At 52.9% G+C, this 24,089-nt stretch carries 27 protein-coding genes; 12 read left to right on the top strand and 15 right to left on the bottom strand.

Annotated features, from left to right (window positions below; translation table 11 throughout):
- Window positions 1-2 precede the first annotated feature (2 nt).
- The 8 genes from Q9292_RS00595 to nifH all read right to left on the bottom strand — a co-directional run bounded on the left by Q9292_RS00595 (window position 3) and on the right by nifH (window position 8,812).
- Window positions 3-1,094 carry an electron transfer flavoprotein subunit alpha/FixB family protein gene (locus Q9292_RS00595; RefSeq protein WP_275357080.1) on the bottom strand — a complete coding sequence of 364 codons (1,092 nt, stop codon included), beginning with the start codon at window positions 1,092-1,094 and terminating at the stop codon, window positions 3-5.
- Between the two features lie 34 nt (window positions 1,095-1,128).
- On the bottom strand, window positions 1,129-1,974 hold the full coding sequence (locus tag Q9292_RS00590) for an electron transfer flavoprotein subunit beta/FixA family protein (RefSeq protein WP_313983471.1): 846 nt from the start codon (window positions 1,972-1,974) through the stop codon (window positions 1,129-1,131).
- Window positions 1,975-2,146: 172 nt separating this feature from the next.
- Window positions 2,147-2,482, bottom strand: a complete 336-nt coding sequence (nifW, locus tag Q9292_RS00585; RefSeq protein ID WP_194747306.1) for a nitrogenase-stabilizing/protective protein NifW — start codon at window positions 2,480-2,482, stop codon at window positions 2,147-2,149.
- Between the two features lie 34 nt (window positions 2,483-2,516).
- Window positions 2,517-3,269: a serine O-acetyltransferase gene (cysE, locus tag Q9292_RS00580; protein WP_313983466.1), complete on the bottom strand. Its 753-nt coding sequence runs from the start codon at window positions 3,267-3,269 to the stop codon at window positions 2,517-2,519.
- Window positions 3,260-4,408, bottom strand: coding sequence for a homocitrate synthase (gene nifV, locus Q9292_RS00575; RefSeq protein WP_313983463.1), 1,149 nt, complete (start codon window positions 4,406-4,408; stop codon window positions 3,260-3,262). Before nifV ends, cysE begins: the two co-directional genes overlap by 10 nt.
- A 352-nt stretch (window positions 4,409-4,760) precedes the next feature.
- Window positions 4,761-6,320, bottom strand: coding sequence for a nitrogenase molybdenum-iron protein subunit beta (gene nifK / locus Q9292_RS00570; protein ID WP_313983461.1), 1,560 nt, complete (start codon window positions 6,318-6,320; stop codon window positions 4,761-4,763).
- Between the two features lie 14 nt (window positions 6,321-6,334).
- On the bottom strand, window positions 6,335-7,792 hold the full coding sequence (nifD, locus tag Q9292_RS00565; protein WP_275357086.1) for a nitrogenase molybdenum-iron protein alpha chain: 1,458 nt from the start codon (window positions 7,790-7,792) through the stop codon (window positions 6,335-6,337).
- 144 nt (window positions 7,793-7,936) lie between these two features.
- On the bottom strand, window positions 7,937-8,812 hold the full coding sequence (gene nifH, locus Q9292_RS00560) for a nitrogenase iron protein (protein WP_228518672.1): 876 nt from the start codon (window positions 8,810-8,812) through the stop codon (window positions 7,937-7,939).
- Window positions 8,813-9,192: 380 nt separating this feature from the next.
- Here nifH and Q9292_RS00555 point away from each other — a divergent pair, with 380 nt between their 5' ends.
- Genes Q9292_RS00555 through Q9292_RS00535 form a run of 5 tightly spaced genes read left to right on the top strand, consistent with a single transcriptional unit; the run spans window position 9,193 to window position 12,280 of the window.
- Window positions 9,193-9,699 carry a group II truncated hemoglobin gene (locus Q9292_RS00555; RefSeq protein WP_313983456.1) on the top strand — a complete coding sequence of 169 codons (507 nt, stop codon included), beginning with the start codon at window positions 9,193-9,195 and terminating at the stop codon, window positions 9,697-9,699.
- A gap of 33 nt (window positions 9,700-9,732) precedes the next feature.
- Entirely contained in the window at window positions 9,733-10,323 is a 591-nt protein-coding gene (locus tag Q9292_RS00550; RefSeq protein ID WP_313983453.1) for a hypothetical protein, read from the top strand.
- A gap of 17 nt (window positions 10,324-10,340) precedes the next feature.
- A complete protein-coding gene (locus Q9292_RS00545) occupies window positions 10,341-11,153 on the top strand; it encodes an NAD(+)--dinitrogen-reductase ADP-D-ribosyltransferase (protein ID WP_313983450.1) in 813 nt (270 codons plus the stop codon).
- A 4-nt stretch (window positions 11,154-11,157) separates the two neighbouring features.
- Window positions 11,158-12,036, top strand: coding sequence for an ADP-ribosyl-[dinitrogen reductase] hydrolase (draG, locus tag Q9292_RS00540; protein WP_313983447.1), 879 nt, complete (start codon window positions 11,158-11,160; stop codon window positions 12,034-12,036).
- Window positions 12,014-12,280, top strand: a complete 267-nt coding sequence (locus Q9292_RS00535) for a hypothetical protein (protein ID WP_313983444.1) — start codon at window positions 12,014-12,016, stop codon at window positions 12,278-12,280. The genes draG and Q9292_RS00535 overlap by 23 nt, the downstream gene beginning before the upstream one ends.
- A gap of 185 nt (window positions 12,281-12,465) precedes the next feature.
- On the opposite strand, the gene Q9292_RS00530 is transcribed toward Q9292_RS00535, so the two are convergent.
- Together Q9292_RS00530 and Q9292_RS00525 are read right to left on the bottom strand one after the other, a co-directional pair.
- Window positions 12,466-13,656 carry an ammonium transporter gene (locus Q9292_RS00530; RefSeq protein ID WP_313983441.1) on the bottom strand — a complete coding sequence of 397 codons (1,191 nt, stop codon included), beginning with the start codon at window positions 13,654-13,656 and terminating at the stop codon, window positions 12,466-12,468.
- 343 nt (window positions 13,657-13,999) lie between these two features.
- Complete coding sequence (locus tag Q9292_RS00525) at window positions 14,000-14,596, bottom strand: hypothetical protein (protein ID WP_275357093.1); 597 nt, start codon at window positions 14,594-14,596, stop codon at window positions 14,000-14,002.
- A gap of 171 nt (window positions 14,597-14,767) precedes the next feature.
- On the opposite strand from Q9292_RS00525, the gene Q9292_RS00520 reads away from it, so the two are divergent.
- From Q9292_RS00520 to Q9292_RS00505, 4 genes are all read left to right on the top strand, one after another.
- On the top strand, window positions 14,768-15,076 hold the full coding sequence (locus Q9292_RS00520; RefSeq protein ID WP_194747322.1) for a DUF3301 domain-containing protein: 309 nt from the start codon (window positions 14,768-14,770) through the stop codon (window positions 15,074-15,076).
- A gap of 6 nt (window positions 15,077-15,082) precedes the next feature.
- Window positions 15,083-15,955, top strand: coding sequence for a tRNA glutamyl-Q(34) synthetase GluQRS (gene gluQRS, locus Q9292_RS00515; protein ID WP_313983436.1), 873 nt, complete (start codon window positions 15,083-15,085; stop codon window positions 15,953-15,955).
- 106 nt (window positions 15,956-16,061) lie between these two features.
- Window positions 16,062-18,251, top strand: coding sequence for a TonB-dependent siderophore receptor (locus Q9292_RS00510; RefSeq protein ID WP_313983433.1), 2,190 nt, complete (start codon window positions 16,062-16,064; stop codon window positions 18,249-18,251).
- 91 nt (window positions 18,252-18,342) lie between these two features.
- A complete protein-coding gene (locus tag Q9292_RS00505; RefSeq protein ID WP_313983430.1) occupies window positions 18,343-19,215 on the top strand; it encodes an Hsp33 family molecular chaperone HslO in 873 nt (290 codons plus the stop codon).
- 7 nt (window positions 19,216-19,222) lie between these two features.
- Here the strand turns inward: Q9292_RS00505 and Q9292_RS00500 are convergent, their stop codons facing one another.
- Complete coding sequence (locus Q9292_RS00500; protein WP_313983427.1) at window positions 19,223-20,017, bottom strand: RNA methyltransferase; 795 nt, start codon at window positions 20,015-20,017, stop codon at window positions 19,223-19,225.
- A gap of 105 nt (window positions 20,018-20,122) precedes the next feature.
- On the opposite strand from Q9292_RS00500, the gene Q9292_RS00495 reads away from it, so the two are divergent.
- Together Q9292_RS00495 and sugE are read left to right on the top strand one after the other, a co-directional pair.
- The gene (locus Q9292_RS00495; protein WP_313983424.1) at window positions 20,123-20,839 is read left to right on the top strand and encodes a 16S rRNA pseudouridine(516) synthase; all 717 of its coding nucleotides are present in this window, start codon (window positions 20,123-20,125) and stop codon (window positions 20,837-20,839) included.
- Window positions 20,840-20,859: 20 nt separating this feature from the next.
- Window positions 20,860-21,177 carry a quaternary ammonium compound efflux SMR transporter SugE gene (sugE, locus tag Q9292_RS00490; RefSeq protein ID WP_194747328.1) on the top strand — a complete coding sequence of 106 codons (318 nt, stop codon included), beginning with the start codon at window positions 20,860-20,862 and terminating at the stop codon, window positions 21,175-21,177.
- A gap of 96 nt (window positions 21,178-21,273) precedes the next feature.
- Here sugE and Q9292_RS00485 read toward each other — a convergent pair whose 3' ends face one another.
- Entirely contained in the window at window positions 21,274-21,714 is a 441-nt protein-coding gene (locus Q9292_RS00485) for a bacteriocin (protein WP_313983416.1), read from the bottom strand.
- Window positions 21,715-21,789: 75 nt separating this feature from the next.
- Window positions 21,790-22,224 (bottom strand): glycine zipper domain-containing protein, encoded by a 435-nt coding sequence (locus tag Q9292_RS00480; RefSeq protein WP_275357100.1) that lies wholly within the window; start codon window positions 22,222-22,224, stop codon window positions 21,790-21,792.
- Between the two features lie 149 nt (window positions 22,225-22,373).
- Here Q9292_RS00480 and Q9292_RS00475 point away from each other — a divergent pair, with 149 nt between their 5' ends.
- The gene (locus Q9292_RS00475; protein ID WP_194747559.1) at window positions 22,374-22,901 is read left to right on the top strand and encodes a lipocalin family protein; all 528 of its coding nucleotides are present in this window, start codon (window positions 22,374-22,376) and stop codon (window positions 22,899-22,901) included.
- Window positions 22,902-22,949: 48 nt separating this feature from the next.
- On the opposite strand, the gene Q9292_RS00470 is transcribed toward Q9292_RS00475, so the two are convergent.
- Both Q9292_RS00470 and Q9292_RS00465 read right to left on the bottom strand, forming a co-directional pair.
- On the bottom strand, window positions 22,950-23,357 hold the full coding sequence (locus tag Q9292_RS00470; protein WP_313983412.1) for a BON domain-containing protein: 408 nt from the start codon (window positions 23,355-23,357) through the stop codon (window positions 22,950-22,952).
- Between the two features lie 154 nt (window positions 23,358-23,511).
- Window positions 23,512-24,027, bottom strand: a complete 516-nt coding sequence (locus Q9292_RS00465) for a BON domain-containing protein (protein WP_313983409.1) — start codon at window positions 24,025-24,027, stop codon at window positions 23,512-23,514.
- Window positions 24,028-24,089: the final 62 nt, after the last annotated feature.

The raw sequence follows: 24,089 nt of genomic DNA, 5'->3' as shown, positions 1-24,089 counted from the left end.
GCTTAGCCTGCCTTTCTTGCGGTTGCCAGGTGTGCCTTAAATGCCTCGGTCAGCGCCGGTAATATGGTCATGGCATTGCCGACAATGCCATAGTGAGCAAAGTCAAAAATCGGCGCATTGGGGTCGTTGTTGATGGCGATAATCACATCCGAGGCATCCATGCCGACCCTGTGCTGGATGGCGCCAGAAATGCCCACCGCGATATAGAGTTTGGGGCGCACGGTTTTGCCAGATTGCCCGACCTGACGGTCCAGTTCCACCCAACCGGCCTGCACCACGGGGCGCGTAGCCCCGACTTCGGCACCCAGCACTTGCGCCAGTTCCCAGATCAGTTTGAAGTTTTCCGGCTTTTTCATGCCGCGACCACCGGCGACGATAATGTCGGCAAATGGCAGTTGCGGTTTGTCTTGCATCTCGTCCGGGATAAACTCCAGCACTTTGGTAATGATGCTGCTTTCTATCATGCCCAGGGTGTCTTCAATGATGCGGCCATTGCGCGTCGCGTCGCGCTCTGGCATTGCCATCACACGTGGCCGCACCGTGGCCATTTGCGGCCGATAATTCAGGGTCTGAATGGTACACAGCAAGGAGCCGCCAAAGGTTGGGCGACTCGCCAGCAGGCTGCGCACGTCGAGGTCGATATTGAGCTCGGTACAGTCAGCAGTGAGGCCGGTTTTGAGCGTGGTGGCGACACTGCCTGCCAAATCGCGGCCCAATGTGGTTGCACCAAGGAACAAGATTTCAGGCTGGTATTTGTTGACCAGATCGGTCAGCCCTTTGGTATAAGGCTCGTTACGATAATCTTGCAGCAGCGGGTCTTCAATCAGGTAGCACAGGTCTGCGCCATGGTAAAAGGCCTCCTGGCAAAAACTGCGGGTGGTCTCTCCGGGGGGACCCATCACCACGCCGGCCAATTCCACACCCAGCATATCGGCCAGTTTGCGGCCTTCGCCCAATAATTCCAGCGAAACGGGATGTATGGCGCCGCGCTCATGTTCAATAAACACCCAGACGCCTTTATACGCTTTCAGACGCTCATCAAGCTCAAATTTCTTCTTGCCTGCCGGTGCCGGTTTTTTGGTTTCTTCACTCATATGGATTCCTTTACTTCATACTCCCTGGATCTGTTCAAGCCGACCGCTTCAGCAGCTCTTTCTCGATGTTGGGAAACTTGGTAAACATTTTGGCGAGCAAGGTCACGCTCAGGTCTTTGGGCTCGTTGCTTTCGCATTGAATGATCTCGGCCTTGGTCGCGCGTGGTGTCGGTGCAAACACTTTGGAAACCACGGTAGGCGAGCCTTTCAGGCCGGTTTTGGTCGGATCTTCAATCCCGGCGGCATCTTTGTTCCAGATTTTGACCGGATAACGGGCAGCACGGAACATATTGGCCATGGTGGCAAAACGCATTTCGTTATTGCCTTCGAGCACAGTAATCAGGCTGGGGATTTTGGTTTTGAGCACCTGCACGCCGCCCTCAGAACGGCGCTCGACCACGATTTCCTGTCTGTCAGTATCCAGCGAACGGATTTTTGAAACATAGGTGAGCAACTGCATCTCCAGCCGTTTTGCGACGCCGGGGCCGACTTGCGCAGTATCGCCATCAATGGTCTGCTTGCCGGTAAACACCAAATCAACAGGAATATCTTTGCTGATCTGCTGGATGGCCGCAGCCAGCGCATAGCTGGTGGCCAAGGTGTCAGACCCGGCAAAAATACGGTCGGTCACCAGTACGGCGTCATCTGCGCCATAAGAAATCGCCTTGCGCAAGGCCGCCTCGGCCATCGGTGGCCCCATGGTGAGCACGGTCACGCGCGCGCCATATTCATCTTTCAGGCGCAAGGCTTCTTCCAGCGCAAACAAATCATACGGGTTCACAATGGTCGGCACCCCCTGACGCATAATGGTGTTGGTCACCGGGTGCACCCGAATTTGTGCACTGTCTGGCACCTGCTTGATACAAACCACAATATGCATATCGAATCCTTCCTTTTGCCTGACTTTACCTGGATGACAGACCAGAAACACCCGGCCTTTTATTTCAGTATTGCAACAACCATGCCATGCTAAAAAAATTATTTTTATATATAAAAATCAGTTAGTTATAAGCAAAACTCACATTAAAATTATTTGTCGCAAACCCGACAAATCAGGCACGTTGTGAAGGCAATGTTTGTTTCAGACTGTTGAGATTAAAAGTCTTGCTGCCATCGGCTTCCTGAAACACCTTGAACACTTTTTCAGTAGCGGCATTGGAGCGTACAAAGTCGTCATAAGCCGCATGCAACAAGCGCTGATAGGCATTGCGCTGCTCGTTCTCGGGCAAGGTCTGGCTCACAGGGTCACGCACCAGATATTGCTGAAAGCGTTTGAGGATATGCAGGCGATTGACATGTACCACCTGCGGGTCATAGGCGACACCGAGAAACGCGAAAAACTCTTCGGCAGCAGAAAAAGATTGCATCTGTGATAACAAGGCACTCATCAGGGTTCTCCAAACATAAAAAGGAAATGCAGGCTCAGGAATCGAAACGTTTGCGTGCACGCGCCTCGGCGACGCTGTGCTGTATCAAGGCTTCGGAAGCGGCTTGCTGGTTGTCACGCATCGCCGCCAGGGTATGCTCCAGTTGATCAATACGGTCTAGCAAAGCTGTGACCGCTTTGCCCACCGGGTCCGGCATCAGATGGTGGTCGAGGTCTATGCCCTGCTGTGGCTGGCGTCTGGCGTTGTCAGGCAGCACCACGCGACCGGGGATACCGACCACCGTCATCCTGGCCGGAATATCATGGATGACCACCGAGTTGGCGCCTACCCTGGCCCGTGCGCCCACCACCACCGGCCCAAGAATTTTGGCACCTGCGCCGACCATGACACCATCGCACAGGGTAGGATGCCGCTTGCCCGGATTCCACGACACACCGCCCAGCGTCACGCCGTGATACAGGGTGACATCGTTGCCGACCACCGCGGTTTCGCCGATAACAACACCACAGCCATGGTCGATAAAAAAGCGGCGGCCGATGCTGGCGCCAGGGTGGATATCAATCTGTGTCAGCATGCGCGTGACATAACTCAGCCAGCGCGCAGCAAACCGCCAGCCATGCCGCCACAAGCCATGCGAGATACGGTGCAGCAAGGTAGCGTGCAAGCCGGGATAGGTCAGCAACACTTCCAGCCGGTTGCGTGCAGCCGGATCACGCTCAAACACGCAGGCGAGGTCTTCGCGCAACAGGGCTAGCAAGCCAGACTGCACTGGCGAATTTACATGCATGACAGTCTCCCCGGTGTGGTCTGGCCTTCGAGATAAAACAGTTTGAGCTCATCACTGGCCGGGCTGCGCTTGGTGTTTACTGCAAACTGGCGTATGCGTTGCAGCAGCCATTCGGTTTCGTGATGTTGCACGCGTATACCCAGCTGCGCATAGACATGGCGCACACTGTGGCTACCGGAATGCTTGCCCAGCACCAGATGCCGTTCTCGCCCGACTGCAGCCGGGTCAAAGCCTTCGTAGGTAGCCGGGTCTTTGAGCAGGCCATCGACATGCATGCCGGACTCATGGGTAAACACCGCCGCACCGACGATGCTTTTATTGAGCGCCACGGCCCGCCCCGACGCCTGCGCCACCAGCTGCGAAATCTCTGGAAAGGCATGCATGTCCAGCCCCACATCCAGCCCGTGGATGCGCCACAGAGCGGTCACCACTTCTTCCAGCGGCGTATTGCCCGCACGCTCACCCAGGCCATTGACCGTGGTGTTGACATGGCTGGCCCCGGCACGAATTGCCGCCAATGCATTGGCAGTGGCCAGGCCGAGGTCGTCATGCGCATGCATTTCGATGTCCAGCGAAGTGACCGCACGCAAAGCCGCAATGCGCTCATACGTGGTAAACGGATCAAGGACGCCCAGGGTATCGGCATAACGAAAGCGGCAAGCGCCCGCCGTCTCGGCCACCGCCACCACCTGCTGCAAAAACTGCGGGTCGGCGCGGGAAGCATCTTCACCGCCCACTGACACCTGCAAGCCCTCTTGGCAAGCCTGCGAGACCAGCTGCGCCACCTGCTGCAACACCCACGCCCGGTCACGCCGCAATTTGCGCTCAATATGCAAATCCGACACCGGCAAGGACAAATTCACATGACGCACCCCGGTGCGCAAACATGCCAGCAAATCGCCCTCGGTCATGCGCCCCCAGACCATCAGCCGGGTAGGCAATTGCAACGCCGCAATTGCGCGTATATCGGCAATTTCCGCCTCGCCCATGGCCGGGATGCCGACCTCCAGCTCTGGTACACCCAATTCGGCCAAAGCCATCGCAATCTGTAATTTCTCGGCACGGCTAAACGCTACCCCAGCTGTCTGCTCCCCATCACGCAAGGTGGTATCGTTGATGACTGGCTTGCTTTGTCGCATCGTGACATCTCCGCATGTATTACCCTAGAGATAGCACAGGCTGTGCCAAGCTATGTATAGCTTTTATATCCATTTAAAAACAATGAGTTAACAATATATTTACTGACTATTTTGATTGTAAGGTTTGCGACAAACGGATGGGTTATGTCGTGAATGTCTGGGTGCCAGTCCATCGACTGATATGGAACCGGCATGCACACCGATGGTCAGTGCCTCCGAATAAAAAAAGCCTCCCATCCGGGAGGCTTAAACACTCAACAATCGATCATTGTAAAGTGGGGGAAGAGACAGGACTACATTGCTACCGGGCCAGACATCGAACCGCCCTACCCGGTAGGCTTTCAATCACAGGCTAGCGGATAATATCGAAGCTGTAATCGGTGGTAGCGATGCCATTGGTGCTGATGTCCATCTGGTCAAAGATTTTGTCCAGGATAGTGACCAGCACGTTGAGGGCACCTTGATAGCCCCACACCGGATAGCGGTGTTTATGGTGGCGATCAAAAATCGGGAAACCCAACCGGATCAGCGGGATGCCGGTGTCGCGGTCCAGATATTTACCGTAGGTGTTGCCGATGAGGAAATCGACAGGCTCGGTAAATAACAGGGAGCGCATGTGCCACAGGTCTTTCTTCGGATAGACCTTGCAGTTTTTGCCAAACGGGCTGGCATCAAACAGCGCTTGTACTTTGGCGGCCCAGGCATCGTCACCGTTGGTGGAAAGCACGGTGGTAGGTTCTGCACCGAGTTCCAGCAGGAATCCGGTCAGGCCAAGCATGAGGTCAGGGTCACCATACAGGGCAAATTTCTTGCCGTGGATATGGGCACTCGAGTCGGCAATGGCATCCACCAGACGGCCACGCTCTTTGGTCAGGCTGGCAGGAATAGGCTTACCTGACAGTTTGGAAATAGCCATCAGAAACTCATCCGTGCCTTTCACGCCTACCGGGTGATGCAGCTTGACCACTTCCTGGCCTTTGCTCTGGATATAGTCGGCCGTTTTTTCGGCGCAGATGGACTGCATGACGATGGTGCCTTTGGCATGAATCGCGTTGGCGGTGTCTTCCAGGGTAGTGCCGCCGTCATACATACGGAACTCGCCATCAGTCGGTGTATCCCAGGCGTCGGACGGGTCGCACAGCATGGTTGGGGTGATGCCAAACTCGTTGAACATGCGTTTCACTTCACGGTTGTTGCCGACCACGTAGCCGTCAAACCCGCCGATAAAGTTGATGCTGTCGTTGGGCTTGCGCTCCAGCGCAGGCACGGTACCGGCCTTGCCATCCCAGAAGTAGTTGAGAATGCCTTTGAGCGCGTTGTCGTAGCCAGTGATATGGCTGCCGACAAACGCTGGCGTGTGGGCAAACGGCACATCATAGTCGGCCGGGATGGAGCCTTTTTCGCGTGAGGTCTTGATAAAGGCGTTAAGGTCATCGCCAATCACCTCGGCCATGCAGGTGGTAGAAACCGCAATCATTTTTGGTTTGTACAAACTATACGAGTTGGCCAAACCATCAATCATGTTGTTCAAGCCACCAAACACGGCTGCATCTTCCGTCATGGAAGAGGACACGCAGGAAGTCGGCTCTTTAAAGTGACGGCTGAAGTGCGAGCGGTAGTATGCCACGCAGCCTTGTGAGCCGTGCACAAAGGGCAATGTCCCTTCAAAACCATTCGCAGCAAATACGGCCCCGAGTGGCTGGCATGCTTTTGCCGGGTTCACGGTCAACGCTTCGCGGGCAAAGTTTTTCTCTTTGTACTCTTGCGTTTTGGCGTATTCGACCTGCTTTTTCACTTCATCGGCAGGCACGGCAAATTCAAAATTCTTTTTCTTGTTGGCGAACATTTCCGTATATTCGGGTTCGCGAAACAGTTCAAAATGGTCTAAAACCTTATCAGCATTCTGGCTCATGTTCAGTTCTCCTCTTAAGCCGCTTGTTGCCATGGCGCTTTGGTCAAGCCCCATACCGGGTTGTTAATCGCCATGTCCATGTCACGGGCAAAAATCGCAAAGCCGTCATAGCCGTGGTAAGGGCCGGAATAATCCCAGCTGTGCATTTGACGGAAAGGCACGCCCATTTTCTGGAACACGTATTTTTCCTTGATGCCGGAACCGACCAGATCTGGTTGCACGGCTTCCACAAACTTCTCAAACTCGTAGCCGGTCACATCGTCATAGATCAGGGTGCCGTCCTTAACATAGTGAGTGGTACGCTGATAGTCATCGTTGTGGCCAAACTCGTAGCCGGTACCCACCACTTCCATGCCCAAATCCTCATAGGCACCAATCACGTGACGGGGACGCAGGCCACCGACAAACAGCATGACTTTTTTGCCTTGCAGGCGTGGTTTGTATTTGGCAATCACGGCATCGGTCAGCGCTTTGTATTTGGCAATCACCTGCTCTGTTTTCTCCTTGATACTGTCATCAAAGAAGCTGGCAATCTTGCGTAGGGATTCTTCGATTTTGGATGGGCCAAAGAAGTTGTACTCTACCCATGGGATCCCATACTTCTCTTCCATGTGGCGGCTGATGTAGTTCATCGAGCGGTAGCAGTGCAGGATATTGAGCTTGGCCTTGGGGGTGTTTTCCAGCTCGGCAATCGAGCCGTCACCGGACCATTGGGCGATCACGCGCAGGCCCATTTCTTCGAGCAGGATGCGGCTGGACCAGGCATCGCCACCGATGTTGTAGTCACCAATAATGGCCACGTCATACGGGCTGGACTCGAATTTGTTTTTGTCAGGGTCGGTTTTGTCAAACACAAAGTCGCGCACGGCGTCGTTGGCAATGTGGTGACCCAGCGATTGCGACACGCCACGGAAGCCTTCGCAACGTACAGGCACAATCACCTTGCCTTCGTACTCTTTGGCTTTTTTCTTGGACACGGCTTCGATGTCGTCGCCGATCAGACCAATTGGACACTCGGACTGCACGGTAATGCCCTTGTTGAGCGGGAACAGTACCTGAATCTCGTCGATGATTTTTTCCAGTTTTTTGTCACCGCCAAACACGATGTCTTTTTCCTGGAAGTCGGAGGTAAACTGCATGGTGCCGAAGGTGTCGATACCGGTGGTACCGATGTAGTAGTTACGGCGTGACGCCCAGGAATACTGGCCGCAACCGACCGGGCCGTGCGAGATATGCACCATGTCTTTAATCGGGCCCCATACCACGCCTTTGGAACCGGCGTAGGCACAACCACGGATGGTCATTACCCCTGGCAGCGATTTGATGTTGGATTTCACATCACACTCGGATTTGCCTTCTTCATACACATTCAAATGTTTTGCACGTTTTTTGGCGGACTTTTCAGGATAGGCTTTTAACACCTCCTGAATCAGCTCGGCGCCGTTGACTTTTGTTTCAGCAGTCGCACTCATCGTTGTCTCCTATGTTCGACTAAAAACCAGTGATAAAAAGAAACTTTTCAAAAATTGTTGAAATTGCCCGGAAGTAACCTCCTCAACTTTTGAAACCGTCTCTGGAGGGGTTGGCAAGGGGCAAAGCCCCCTGCCAAAGACTCATTAAGCTGCAGTCGCCGCTTTACCAATCAGTGTTTCATCCTCTTTCTTCATGATGCCGAAGTCCATCAACAGGTCTTCCAGCTCATCCATGGTGATCGGGGTCGGGATGGTACCGTTACCGGCGTTGGCGTGAACTTTCTGCGCCAGTTGACGATATTCCTCAGCCTGCTTGGAGTCCGGGGCGTATTCCAGCACGGTCATACGACGCAACTCGGCGTGCTGCACCACGTTGTCACGTGGTACAAAGTGGATCAGTTTGGTACCCAGTTTGCCAGCCAGTGCTTCAGCCAGTTCCAGTTCCTTGTCAGTCTGGCGCTCGTTACATACCAGTCCACCCAAACGTACGCCGCCGGAGTTGGCGTATTTCAGGATGCCTTTGGAAATGTTGTTGGCGGCATACATCGCCATCATTTCGCCGGACATGACGATGTAGATTTCCTGTGCCTTGTTTTCACGAATCGGCATAGCGAAACCACCACACACCACGTCACCCAATACGTCGTAGGAGACATAATCCACGCCGTCATAGGCGCCGTTTTCCTCGAGGAAGTTGATCGAAGTAATCACACCGCGACCTGCGCAACCCACGCCAGGTTCTGGACCACCGGATTCCACGCAACGGATGTCGCGGTAACCGATTTTCATCACATCTTCGATTTCCAGATCCTCGACAGAACCGGCTTCGGCAGCCAGAGATAACACGGTGTCCTGTGCTTTTGCGTGCAGAATCAGGCGAGTAGAGTCGGCTTTAGGGTCGCAACCGACGATGAGGATTTTCTGACCCATTTCGGCCAACGCAGCCAGCGTGTTTTGAGAAGTGGTGGACTTGCCGATGCCACCTTTGCCATAAAATGCAATTTGACGTAATGCAGCCATAATGAAGCTCCTTAGGTTTAAATGAAAAATTCGTCGCTTTACGCAGCCATCTTCCGATTCCGAATCGCAACCTAATCACTTTTCTTATCAGGCGATGGAGGGTGTCGGCCATGTAGCCTGTGTATGGCAAGGAGCGTGCCAACAGAAAAAATAAAAGTTAAGTATTTGATTTATATTTATATTTTCACAAAAACGCAGACGAAGCTTCCTTAAATACCTTCTGTCGCAAACACGACAAAAGCGGTGCACAGCGTGCGGTATGAAACAAACCTTCCTGCTCGCGGTCAGCAGCTTTCAAATGGGCTATTCCCTTAACCAATTGGCCGCCAGGCCGCATCCAGACTGGATATTTACTTTCTGCAGACTGAATGGCATAGCTGTTGGTACAACACTTGCTGAATCAGGACCATCTGTCAGTTCCCAGCGAGGTCATGATGCACCAGCCATTACCCCCCATTAATCCGGCTTTGGATACCAGCCGACACAAGCCAATCGCGCAAATTCAAGGCAATCCGCACTTTGCACAAATCGGTGGAGAAGCTGCCATTACCCATCTGGTCGAGCGCTTTTATTTTCATATGAATACGGCACCAGAAGCTGCAGCGATCCGCGCCATGCATGCGGCAGACCTGTCTGAAACCAAGGTGGTGCTGGTGCAGTTTCTGATCGAATGGCTGGGTGGCCCCAAGGTGTATAGCAACACACGCGGACATCCGCGCTTGCGCCAGCGACATGCCATGTTTGGCATCGGCGAGGCAGAAAGGGATGCCTGGATGTTATGCATGCGACGTGCCGTGCTGGAGGTGGTGGCAGATGCCACGTTAAGGGCACAGTTGGATCAGGCTTTTTTAAAAACCGCAGACTTTATTCGTAACCAGCCAGCGTAACCCCTGGCTTCATTTCTTTAGGAGAACATTGTAATGACCACCATGGAAAGCACCATTTTCGGCAAACTCAATTCAGAGCACCGTTTGCAAAACCCAGTGTTTAAAGATGCCACCAAAGTGCCAGGGCGCTTTGGGTTTCGCGGCGAACTGGCGATTAAATTTGCTCCGCAAGTGGCTGATGAAGCGCGTCCACCTGAAATTACCTGTGACCAAGTCATGGCCTACGCGCAGGAAGGCGAAAATGGCATGCCATTTTTTACTGGCTATCTGCTGTCTTTCGGCTATCTGGAAATGCTGGTTGAAGCATTGAAAGATGCCCTGCTGCCTGAAGGAAAATACATCCTGTTTTGCAACAATATCGACCTCTTGAAAAAATACACGGTCAAGATGAACGGCAGCACTTTTTACATCCTGCCAATTGATGAGGCCACGGTTTATAACGAGTTGCTGGAACTGTTGCACCTGGAAAAGAATGATCTGAAAAAACTGGATACTGCGGGCAAACTGGATGCGGTGATTGCCAAGGCCATGAGTTTTAGCGCCAACTATCCGGAAATCACCTATGAAGAAGGCCTGCAATTGATGGGGCCAGTACGCAACCCGAATGAAAACCGTCCGGTTTAAGGCTGCATCTCGCTGGCATGCAGGCGGAAGAAAGCCCGCAAGACTGGTACAGCACCAACCTGGTCGGTCTTCCGGCCGGATTGCTGGGCTCGGTCGCGTTTAACCGTCACCCGCAGCCCCTGCATATTGCCGGAGCACGCGAGACCCACGGCGGGCTGTTTCGTTTGCTGCACGCCAGCCACAACGCCGAAGAAGCCGCCGACAGGTTTGCCCACTATATGGCCATCGCCTTTGATTTGCAGCGGCCAGCCACAGCACAAGGCCCACGCCGTTTCAGACCCAGCTACCTCAAATTGCTGGAGGGCTGGGGCTTTGATGCCAACAGCCCGCAGGGGGCGGTGCTCAAGGGCTGGGTGGAGAGTCGCTTTGGCCTCGCGCCCAGCTTTCACCGCGCACCGCTGAGGCATTTCCCCTCCCCGGCCTGGGTCACCTATCTGGAAGAGAAGTTTTGCAGCCGCTTTCATAACTACAGCATCCATATGCAGCTTGATTTGTTATACGAGTATTGTCAGTTTGTGATTGCGCGTTTTGGCTTGCCGACCTCGCACCCCACACTGACCCTGTGGCGCGGCGTGAACCTCAACGAAGAACCGACCCTGGGGCAACATGGGCTGCGTGCCGGGCTGTGCAGGCTGCGGCTTAACAATCTGGTGTCATTTACCCGCAACCGCGAGCGCGCCGACGAGTTTGGTGACTGGATATTGCAAGTGGAAGTGCCGCTGGTCAAACTGTTACTGTTTCCCGGCTTGCTGCAACACAGCCCACTGGGCGGCGAGGAAGAAGTCATCGCGCTGGGTGGCGAATACGAGGTCATGGCCCGCTATGCCTGACCTCATGCAACGTGCGCTGGGCGCTTATCTGGGCATGGCCGTTGGCGATGCGCTTGGAGCACCAGTAGAGTTTATGACTGCCAGAGAAATCGCCAGCCGAGGCCAGCATCGCGACATGACAGGCGGTGGCTGGCTCAAGCTCAAACCCGGTCAGATTACCGACGACACCGAAATGTCGCTGTGTCTGGGCCGCGCCTGGCTAAGCCACAATGGCTGGCATGCCGAAACGGCCGCACGCATGTTTGTTGACTGGCTGAAAAACCAGCCGATTGATGTGGGCAATACCTGCCGACGCGGCATCCGCCGCTATTTGCTGGAAGGCAGCGTACAAGGCCCGCCTTCCGAAGCTGATGGCGGCAATGGTGCGGCCATGCGCATGGCACCCATTGCCATCGCCACCTATCACCTACCAGACCAGTTTGAAAAAATCACGCTGGCACAAGCGCACCTCACCCATCACCACCCATTGTCCGATGCCGCCTGCCTGACGCTGGGCAGCATGGTGCATGCACTGTTCAATGGCCAGGGTGGTGCGGCCTGCCGCTTGCTGGCGGCAGCACTGGTCAAACAGTACCCGGCATTCAAATTCGACCCCTATCCGGGCCGGGCCAGCGGCTATATTGTTGACACGATGCAAACCGTGCTGCATTTTTTTCTCAACACTGACAATTTTGAAGACTGCCTGATTGGCACCGTGAACCAGGGTGAAGATGCCGACACTACCGGCGCCATTGTTGGCATGCTGGCGGGTGCCCGCTATGGCAGTCAGGCCATTCCTGAACGCTGGCTGCATGCCCTGCCACTCACCATCCGTCAGGAAATCGAACAACAAGTGCCCGCACTCTTGCAAGGAGGTCTAGATGAGCACCATCTTGTTTTATGAAAAACCCGGTTGCAGCAACAACAGTCGGCAAAAAGCCCAACTGGCTGCGGCCGGACACACGGTGATTGCCAAAAATCTGCTCACCGAGCCTTGGACACGTGAGCGCCTGCTGCAATTTTTTGGCTCATTGCCGGTGCACGCCTGGTTTAATCCGGCCGCCCCCAAAATCAGGGATGGCGAGATAGATCCGGCCACCCTGGATGCCGACACGCATTGGCCATGCTGCGCGCCGAACCACTGCTGATCCGGCGGCCACTCATCGAGGTTGACGGTCAGCGCATGACTGGCTTTGACGCCAGTACCCTATCTGTTTGGTTGGGACAGCCCATCTTGGTCAACACTGCGTCGCAGAGTTGCCTGCGGCACCATCCCTCTCAGCGTTGATGACTGCACTAAAACAGCATCAACATATTTCTAAAGTGATAGGCCTTAATCCCCAGACACCGACGGGATTTTATGGATGCTCAAATCCGCGCCATCAAACTCTGACTCGGCATCCAGGCGGATACCTACGATTTTCTTTAATGCGCCGTAAACGATGGTTCCGCCCACTAGCGCGATCACTACACCCAATGCAGTACCTGCCAGCTGGCTCATCAGGCTGACGTCGCCCATGCCACCAAGACTGGTCGCACCGAAAATACCTGCCGCGATACCGCCCCAGGCACCACACAAGCCGTGCAACGGCCAGACACCAAGCACATCATCGATTTTGAAGCGTGTTTGCGTGAGGGTGAATGCCCAGACAAACAAGGTGCCAGCGACTGCGCCAGTGACCAGTGCGCCCAGTGGGTGCATGACATCCGAGCCGGCACAGACAGCCACCAGACCAGCCAACGGTCCATTATGCACAAAGCCCGGGTCATTTTTACCCAGCAGCAATGCGGCCAGCGTGCCACCCACCAGCGCCATCAGTGAATTGACCGCTACCAGGCCGGAAATGCCTTGTATGGATTGGGCGGACATGACGTTAAAACCGAACCAGCCTACAGTGAGTATCCATGCACCCAAAGCGAGGAATGGAATATTGGAAGGTGGATACGCATGCAAACGGCCATCTTTGGTATAGCGACCATTACGTGCGCCCAGCAGTATCACCGCAGGCAAGGCAATCCAGCCGCCCATGGCATGCACGACCACCGAACCGGCAAAGTCGTGAAAGTTTGCACCATAACTGACCTTCAGCCAGTCCTGAAACCCAAAATGAGCGTTCCAGGCAATGCCTTCAAAAAACGGATAAACAAAGCCAACCAGCAAAAATGTTGCGGCCAGTTGCGGGTTGAATTTGGCGCGCTCAGCAATGCCGCCAGAAATAATGGCAGGAATGGCGGCGGCAAAGGTGAGCAAGAAGAAGAACTTGACCAGACCGTAACCGTTTTGCACGGTCAGTGTTTCGGCACCATTGAAAAAGTGGATGCCATAAGCAATACCATAGCCAATAAAAAAATAGGCAATAGTAGACACACAAAAATCCACCATAATTTTAACCAGGGCATTCACCTGATTTTTTTGACGTACTGTGCCGACCTCCAAAAAGGCAAAACCGGCATGCATTGCCAAGACCATGATGGCCCCCAGCAATACAAACAGGACGTCATTAGCTGTCACTAATGATTCCATTTCGCTCTCCGAATTCAATAATTATTGATTGGCGTTTTGTTTGAAAGACACGCCTTTTTAAAATGCGCAGGTTTCAAGCAAATATCAGGCCATTTTTAAGTGATTGATTTTAAAAGGAGTGGAGTTTGGGCACCGGCAAAAACGCCCCAAAATAACTCAATCAAAAGTGCATTGCACATTATTGGTGCAAATTAGGGCATATTTAAACAAAAGTACTTAAAGATGCTCAAATGCTGATGAATGAGGCATGCCATGCGAACTCATCGAGAGTTTGCGTCAACAAAACACGGATAAAGCGGTGGATAACCGTATCGTCGTATGCCAATACGGAGGAGGGACAGACTTATATGATCTCGACCGGTTGCAATTGCTTGAGCATTTCGACCGCATCAGGATGCGCAGACCAGAAATAGTAAAATTCACGCACCGCGTTTAAAAATAGGTGACGGGTATTTTTGAGATTAAATAGCGGCAGGGTTGCGTCAGCGGTGATGCGGTAGGCGTTTTTTTCTGTGAGTGGTGCTTCACGCAAGCGCAACAACATGAGCTTTGCCATGCGCGTACGCAGTTCAATATCCATCTCCTGCTTGTGCTCCATGGATTTGAGCGCTTTGACGTAGCCGTTAAGCGGCCATAATTCTGCTGTTTCAAACTTCTCGGACTGCAACGCCGGCCAAACGGACTGCAAATCAATCACCGCCGGCTGCCAACCAATAGGATGTAATTCAAAGCCGACAGTATCGGCATATTGCATGACGGCTTTCACATCGCCGCGCCAAAAAGGATAAAACTCGCGGATAATGGTCAGGATTTCTGGCCAGCGCTGGGCTTCTTTGTCGGCCAGACAATCGTCCACCGCTTGCCGGTAGACCGTGCTGCTGCACTCTTGGTCTTTTAATAGCGGCGTTAACTCAGCCAGCACCGCGTCGCGCTGTGCCATGATGGCAGCATCAGCGCCCTTGCTGTGCAATAAATTATAATAAGCTTGAATCGCATCTGCTTCGCGGCTTGAATTCATCGTTAACAACACTAAATAAGAATGAAATGAATATGAAACGGATTATTGGTCATCATACACTGAAAAAGATAATCGTCTTAAAGGAGAACAACGATGGCTGAATGGGCCTTATTAGCCATTTTGATGGCGGGCGCATGGTATTGGATGGATACGATTTCGAAACGTGAGATCGCGCTCAAGATTGGCCGCCAGTTGGCTGAGCGCTGCCATTTGCAGTTTCTGGATGAAACCGTGGCTTGCGCCCGCGTCGGTTTTGCCAGGGACGGCAATGGACGCATGCAGTTACAGCGCACGTATACCTTTGACGTCTCTAGCCAGGGCATTGAGCGCATGGCCTGTCATCTGCAATTGCGGGGCGGCCAATTGGTGGCCTGGCATATTCCGCCTTACGTCACCCAGTAAAACGCCATGGTGGTTGGCCGCTTTGCCCCTTCGCCTACCGGCCCCTTGCATTTTGGCTCACTGGTCGCCGCCGTCGCCAGTTACTGCGATGCTAAAAGCCAGGGCGGCCGCTGGCTGCTGCGTATAGAAGATGTAGACACCACCCGCCGCGTCGCCGGCGCCAGCGCAGACATCATTCGCACCCTGCAGCATTATGGCTTTGTTTGGGATGAGGAAATCGTCTACCAAAGTGAACGCACCGAGCACTATGAGCACGCCCTGGCGCAGTTACGCAACTGGGGCCTGGCATACCCTTGCACCTGCTCGCGCAAGGAGATTGCCGACAGCTCAACACAACTGGGCATTGAAGGTGCCATTTATCCTGGCACTTGCCTGCAACATCCCATTAAACCAGACACACCAGCTGCCTGGCGCTTGAAAACGCCTGCTATCAATATCGGCTTTGCGGACAGAATTGTCGGCTGGCAGCAACATGCCATGGCCAGAGACATCGGAGACTTCGTGATCAAGCGTGCCGATGGTCTGTTCAGCTACCAGTTAGCCGTGGTCGTTGATGATGCCTTGCAAGGCGTGACCCACGTGGTGCGCGGTGCAGACCTGCTGCAGTCCACAACGCGGCAGATCTATCTGCAACAGTGCTTGGGCTATGCCACCCCAGCGTATGCCCATATGCCGCTGGTATTGAACGACCAAGGGCAAAAACTCAGCAAACAAACCCTGGCAACCGCTTTGCCGCTCGACAATATCCTGGCCACGCTCGTTGCCGCCTTCAACTTTCTACCCTATTTACCGCAACCGGTTCCCACTTTTTCAAACTTGCCTGCGCTGTGGCAATGGGCAATGGCCCATTGGCAACTCGGCCAGCTTGCTAGCGACTAGTACTCACGCTTATCCCGTGATTTGCTGACAAAACTTACAAAATTTATTGATAACCATTATCAATTAAGTTAATATTCGCGGCAATCATTGAGAGGATATTAATTTTATGACAATTAAAAATACCCAGAAAAATCCGTTCAGACCTCGTCCAACGCTGCTCTCGATCGGGCTGTTTTTTAGTAGCGCACTGTTATCCATGACCGCGTTAGGCGCCAGTGAGCGCGAAACCGTCGAGTTACAAGAGGTCGAGGTCAAGGCAGAGAAACAGAGTGACACCAAACCGGTCAAGGGTTACAACGCAAAGCGCTCCACCTCCGCGACCAGAACCGATACCGAGCTGGTCAACGTACCGCAAGCCATTACCGTGATTACGCGCGACTTTATGCAAGACCAGTCCATGCAAAGCATCGCTGATGCCGTGCGCTATGTGCCTGGTGTGCAAGCGGCACAAGGTGAAGGTAACCGTGACCAGCTTGTATTACGTGGCAACCAGACTACGGGTGACTTGTTTGTAGACGGCCTGCGTGATGACATTCAGACTTACCGCGACTTATATAACACTGACCGTATCGAGGTGCTTAAAGGCCCTAACGGCATGATTTTTGGCCGCGGCGGCGCAGGCGGTGTCGTGAACCGCGTCAGCAAAAAAGCCGGCTGGGATCCAGTCAGAGACCTCAGCGTGAGCTACGGCAGTTTCGATCACCGCCGGATCACCGCGGATTATGGTCAGGGGTTGTCAGAAGAGTTGGCATTCAGACTCAATGCGGTGTATGAAAACTCCAACTCTTACCGTGATGGCGTGGAATTAAAACGGTATGGCATGACGCCGACCTTTACGATCAAGCCGGGGGATAAAACCGAGATTGTTTTAAGTGCCGAATACTTTAAAGACGAACGCACTGCGGATAGAGGCATACCGTCTTTTATCGGTGGGGACAACAGCAACCTGAATAATCGTCCTTATCGCATCAAGGATTATGACAAGTTTTTTGGTAACGCAAAATTAAGCCCGACCGAAACAGAAACTGTCGCCTTTAATGCTGCCATCAGCCATGCCTTTGATAACGGCGTGCAGGTCAAAAACAGTACCCGTTTGGCCTACTACGATAAGTATTATCAAAACGTTTATGCAAATAGCAGTGTGACAACCGCCAATACCCTGCAATTAGGCGCTTATCGAGATGAGACAAAACGTGAGAACCTGATTAACCAAACTGATATTACCTATACAGCCAAAACTGGAAATGTAGAACATAAGTTGCTGGCTGGGACAGAGCTTGCTGCACAAGATACGACAAATAAGCGACTCACTCAGGGAACGAGTGAAAACTTAACTGGCAGCGTCTCGGCCGATAACCCTACAGTTTCCAATGTAGCCTTTAATGCAACCAGCCGCAATCAGAAAAGTGACTTTACCGTTGCCGCCATATACTTGCAGGATCAAATCGTTTTCAACCCCAAATGGCAGGCAGTCCTGGGCTTAAGACATGATCATTTGGAAACAAATTACACCGACTTGCGAACAGGTAACTTTGCTAATATCAATGTCACAAATAATCTGCTTTCACCGCGAGCCGGGCTGATTTACAAACCTACGACGGATAGCTCGCTATATGCAAGCTACAGCACCTCATATGTGCCGCGCGCTGGGGATCAGTTGATTGGTCTTACCGTGAGCACTCAAAGCTTCAAGCCTGAAAAATTCATTAATAAAGAAGTCGGCGCAAAATGGGATATCAACCCCAATCTGGCATTGACTGCCGCCATTTTTCAACTTGAAAGAGAAAATGTTTTGGCCGCAGACCCTACAAATACAGGTAACTCTATTCTGCTTGACGGCCAGGAAACCAAAGGTCTGGAAGTTGGCCTGAGCGGCAAGGTGACTGACCAATGGCAGGTCATGGGCGCATTCACGTTGCAAGAAGGCGAAATCACCAAACAGCAAGGCGCAGGCAACAGTGCGATCCTGGCTGGCAGCAATCTGGCAATGACACCCACCCGCACCTTCTCATTGTGGAATAAATACCAGATCAATGACATGTGGGCCGTCGCGTTGGGCATGGTCAGCCGCTCAGAAATGTATGCGGCCACCCCAACGGCTAGCCAAAGCACGCTGCTGCCTGGTTACACGCGTTTTGATGCAGCGATTTTTGCCAAGTTAAGCCCGCAGTGGGATGCGCAAATCAATATCGAGAACCTGACTAACAAAGACTATGCCCTGTTTGCGCACAACAACAATAACATTACGCCCGGTGCGCCTTTAAACGCCCGTGCGACCTTGAACTATCATTTCTGATCTAGCATGCATGTGATTTTAGCCCGCCACTGTGCGGGCTTTTTTATTGCGGGTGTCAGCGACGCCAAGCTTCAATGTTAAAATAGCGCACATGAAAAATGCACAACGTCCAGACCAACTGCACCCTTTTATTTTTGAACAGTCCGCCGTGCGCGGTAATTTTGTTCAGCTCAATCAAAGCCTGTTCACTGCGCTTGAGCATCAGAGCCTGCCTGATGCGCTCAAAAGCGTGATTGGTGAGTTTGCGGCAGCCAGTGTGTTGCTGACCTCTACCCTCAAAATGCAAGGGAAACTGATTTTGCAATTGCAAAGTAAAGGCGCCTTGCAGTTATTGGTGGTTGAATGCACTTCTGCTTTAAATATCCGCGCGACAGCCAAGATCAGTGGCGAACTCAATGGCCCACATTTAATAGACTGGCTCGCACAAGGCCAGCTGGTGATTACCCTGATGCCTGAAACGGGCGAGCCTTATCAGGGCATTGTGCCGCTAGAAGGTGACAGCATAGCCAGCATGCTTGAAAACTACATGCTGCGCTCTCAACAGATTGACACCCGCCTATGGCTGACCGCGGAGGGAAACCGCGCGGCTGGCCTGCTGTTGCAAAAATTGCCGCAGCAGCAAGAAAGTGATCTGGACTGCTGGAACCGTGTGCAACATCTGGCGGGTACTGTCACGGCCCCGGAGCTGTTGGATCTGGAAGCGGTCACCCTCTTGCAGCGGTTGTTTGTGGAAGAAGATGTACGGTTATTTAGCGGGCGCGAAGTGCAGGCGTTTTGTAGTTGCTCGCAAGCCAATGTCAGCAATATGCTGCAAATGCTGGGTCTGGAAGAAGTGCAAAGCATTTTGCAGGAGCAAGGCAGCATTGAGATTCAATGTGACTTTTGCCACAAACACTATGTGGTTGATGAAGAAGAAGCGCTCGCCTTGTTTGAGGCAGACAACTCGCCTGGCATCAAACACTAATCTGCGGCTATGTGCCCAGTCCGCGTTGGCGCTGGCATTCAAATAACGCAATCGCGGTGGCTGCGGCCGCATTCAAAGACTCCAGGGCCAGTGTGCCCTGATGTGCCATAGGAATGGTGACACAGGTCTCAACCGCGGCTTGCAGCACAGCAGAAATCCCAGCCCCTTCGTTGCCCACCACAAACAAGACGGGCTCTTGCAGCCCTTGCTGATACAAGCTGGCGCCCTGCATGGTCAAAGCAAGGGTTTTGCCGGAAAAGCCCGCAATCACCTCGAGCGCATCCACGCTTTCCATCAGCGGTAAAATAAACTGTGCCCCCTGCCCGCCTCTGAGCGCTTTGGGCGACCAGGCATCGGTACAACCTTTAGTCAGATAGGCGGCCTGCACGCCTGCGGCCGCGGCCGTCCGCAAGATGCTGCCCAAATTACCCGGATCCTGGATATCTTCTATCACCAGTGCAAAATCACAGTGCGCGGGCAGCGTCGCAGCAGGAATATCCACCAAGGCCATCACACCACTACTGGATGCCACTGGCGCCAACTCGGCAAACATCAACGTAGGCAACAGCATCGTATCCACATCCGTCAACTGCTGTATCAAGGCCGTCGCCTCGTCATTACTATGCCCTTCAGGGATAATCAGCAGCCTGGGTTCACCATAGACCTGATGGTAGGCTTCAATCAAATGCACGCCCTCCAACAGGGTAGACGCCGTTTTTTTGCGCTCACGCGACTGGTCGGCCAGCTTGCGCAATTGCTTGAAGACAGGGTTATCGCGGGAGGTAATATGTTTAAAAGCCATGCAGGAATTATACGTGAATTGCGCGGCTGGCTGATTTTTGCCTGGAATCCATCCACAAATACGCGCCCAGCCCAAAGCTGCGCACCATTCACGTATAATTCCTGCATGGCAAAAACACTTGATTTAGAACGTATCTTGCACCGGCAGGGCTTTGGCACACGCAAAATGTGCCGCATTTTAATTGTTAACGATGCAGTCACCGTCAATGGTGAACCCTGTGATGACCCGGACGCCAAGTTTGCGCTCGACAACAGCCTGCACTTCACGGTGGAAGGTGAGCCCTGGCAATACCGCGAGCATAGTTACCTGATGATGCACAAACCGGCGCATTATGAATGTACGCATAAAACCCAATTTCACCCGACCATCTATACGCTGCTGCCCAGCCCACTGGTTGAACGCGGCGTTCAGTGTATCGGACGGCTAGATGAAGATACCACCGGCCTGATTTTGCTGTCAGACGATGGTCAGTTTATACACAAAGTCAGTTCGCCCAAACACCATGTACCCAAGGTATACGAGGTGACTTGCAAACACGCTTTGAGCACTGCCGATATGCAGCACCTGTTGGCAGGCGTGCAACTGATTGATGAAGACGAAACGATTGCTGCCTTGGCCGCCACACAGATCACAGAGACCGTGATACACCTCACGCTGGCAGAAGGCAAATACCATCAGGTCAAGCGCATGATCGCCGCCATCGGCAACCGCGTAGAAGCCTTGAAACGCATTAAAATTGGCCAACTGGCGCTACCAGAGACTCTGGCAGTGGGGGAATGGCGCTGGCTCACCGACGAGGATTTAATTGCCGTTCAATCCTGAACGATCAACAAAGGACCTTCATGATCTGGTTAGTGCTGATAATTGCGGGATTGTTTGAGACCGCCTGGGCTATCGGTTTGAAGTATACCGAGGGATTCACCAAGTTTTGGCCCTCGTTCTGGACCATCGTGACCATGGTCATCAGCGTCTGGCTTTTGGGCGTCTGTGTCAAGCAGCTGCCTGTCGGCACGGCTTATGCCGTCTGGGTTGGCATTGGGGCTGTCGGTACTGTGATCGGCGGCATCTGGCTATTTAATGAACCGGTATCTCCATTGCGCATCTTCAGCTTGTGCATGATTATGGCCGGCATTATCGGCCTCAAGCTGGCGGCGCATTAACTGCCAGCAAGCACTGGCATTAGCAAACTGGCAATTTTAAATCCTGTTGTGTGAAAGCCGGGCAACTTGAAACTCAAGCTGCCCCCAAGCCTGGATTTAACTACCGAGCAATTTTTGTGCTTTGGCAGTGGCGTTATTGGCAGTCTGTTTTTTCGTGTGTGAGACGTGATGTGTTTTTGTGGCTCCACTTTGCTGAGCCACGCAAGCGCCGCCTGCACTGCCTAAACCGGCACCAATCACCGCGAGCAACCTGCCACCACCCAAACCACGCCCCAGGATTGCACCGCCGGCCCCGCCCACGGCACCCCCCAACATCGTCGCAGGCTGTGCTTTGCCGCCATTGGCGACCACACTCCCCACGGCACCACCTACGGCGCCCCCGAGCACTTCACCCGCGGGCCCCAGCATCACGGCACCAATGGCTGAACCAGCCAAGCCACCGACGCCACTGGCACCGACATTTTTGCTATTACAGCTTTGCGCCCAACTGGGGTTGCTGGAAATCAGCAAACTGACAGCAATCATCCATGTTTTCATGTCATGCTCCATTCAATGAAAAAGGGAAGAGGATCAAATAGACACTTGTACGACACGCGCGCTTAATCAGCAGTCTTAATCGTGATCATGGTGTCTGTGCTTGTGGTGATGGCGCGGACCTTTGTGTCGTTTGCCATAGCCACGCCCTGCATAGGGATCCGGCTCGTCTATCACTTTACCGACCACTGCACCGCCTGCACCGCCAACACCGGCGCCGACCACAGCGCCTGTGGTAGTACCGCTCACTTTACGCCCAACCATTGCCCCGGTGGCACCGCCCGCAGCCCCACCCAAAATGGCACCGGTCCGTCCCGCACGGCCTGTGGTCGCCGCGCCTCCCAGACCACCGCCGACAGCGCCACCGATGACCTCACCGGTAGAGCCGCCTAACACGCTACCTACTGCAGTCCCGGCTGCAGCGCCCAGGCCGCCGCCAAGACCTGTTTCCAGATTATCTGCCATGACTGGTGTTGCGCATATGAACAACACACCCCAAATCAATTTTTTCATGTTGTATCCCTTGTTTGAATTTATGCTATTTTAAATGGTCTTTGAAAAACCATATATTGTTTATTGACTATATTGTTATGTTAAATAGCCGTCTCAGCCTCTTTTGCATTTGCATCGTGTCAACTTGTCTCATCAGCTGCTCAGCGCCGATGCCCAGCCAGGCCGAGCAATCCATTGTCCGCAGCTTTGACCCTAACCAATACACCGGAACCTGGTATGAAATTGCCAGACTGGACAACCGATTTGAAAAAGGCTTGGAGCAAGTCACGGCCAATTACACCATCGAAGCGGATGGCACGCTCAAGGTAGTGAACCGTGGCTTCGATCCCCAGAAAAACGACTGGAGTGTCGCTACCGGCAAGGCCAAATTTGTCGATCCGGCCAATCCTGACGGCAGCCGTACCGGCAAACTCAAGGTGTCATTCTTCGGCCCTTTTTATGGTGATTACACCATCCTCGAAATCGATAAGCCTTATTACAACTATGCCTTGGTTAGCAGTGGCAGAGACTACTTATGGATACTCTCGCGCACACCACAACTCCCCTACCCGATCAAACAACATTTGATGGCCAAAGCCAAAGAATTGGGTTTTGCCACCGATCAGTTACTGTTCATCCGACAAGCCAACCAGGCCGAGTACGAATCCGGTAGACATGTGATGCCCCAGCATCAATAACTCCTGCCGGGACATCTCTGATACCACCGCATGGCCTTGTCCATCAGTTCATTGGGCATCCATCTGCTCAACAGCGCTGCCAGGTGCAGGTGGGGTATCCATCACTGTATCCATGCCTGCGGGCGCAGGGGCTGGCACCACTTCACCTGTGGTATAGCGCAACTCGCCCAGAACGGCATACACGCCTTCAGCCTGTTTGGCCAGATTAGTCACCGTTTCAACCTGCTCTTTGGAAGCAACCTGACCGCTCAGTTGAACCACACCATGGGTGTCAGAATTCACTTCAATTGCTGAAGCATCTACGCCATGGCTCTGCAACAGGGTTTTCACATTGTCGACCACCGTTTCGCTAGGCAAAAATTTATACATCGGTTCGCCTTGTGCCAGCGCATGGGTGCTGGCAAGACCCATTAAAGTTACTAAAGCACTCATAGTCAGATAACGGTTCATTTTCATGATGTTTCCTTTCATTTGTACACGTGATTAAGAGGGCGAGTTGTCCAAGCTGCAAAGAGGATGAATCTAACAACTACTTGTAGGACAACCCGCCAAACAAAAAAAGCAAGCTACATCATTGGGAGAGGATATGTAGCTTGCGAGGGGGTGTGAGTTAACCTTTCACCACAATAGCGTTTTTCACAGATTTAACGCCCTCTACGCCAGTCACCAACTCTTCAGCCTTGGCTTTGAGAGAAGCATCTCCGACAAACCCACTCAGCAATACTTCGCCTTTATGAGTTTCCACGCTGATCTTGAGTGACTTCAAGGATTCTTCCTCGAGCAGTTTGGCTTTGACTTTGGTGGTGATCCAGCTGTCAGACATGGCGCCTTTAATGGCTTTCTGGCTGGTCTGTGTCTTAAGCTCTGCAAATTCTTCATAGCTCAAAGTGCCATCATTGTCGTGGTCAAACGCTTTGAAATCTTTTTTCTTTACGTTTTTGTCTTGCTGTATTTCTGCCCAGGTCAAGGTACTGTTGCTATTCTTGTCCAAGGCCTTAAACTCTTCCTGATAGGGCTGTACGCCGTTTTGCACTTCGTCCAAATCGAACGCAAAGGCATTCACAGTGATTGTTGTTGCCAACAGGCTGCCAAAGATGATTGCTTGTTTATATTTTGACATTGACATTTGCGTCTCCTTATTTACGCACATCGCAAAGTAGTTGATGCGATGTGTAGCCATGTTACCGG

The sequence above is a fragment of the Methylophilus sp. VKM B-3414 genome, from assembly GCF_032248435.1.
In the GTDB taxonomy this organism is placed as follows: domain Bacteria; phylum Pseudomonadota; class Gammaproteobacteria; order Burkholderiales; family Methylophilaceae; genus Methylophilus; species Methylophilus glucosoxydans.
This window is presented reverse-complemented; position numbering and strand designations above follow the sequence as displayed.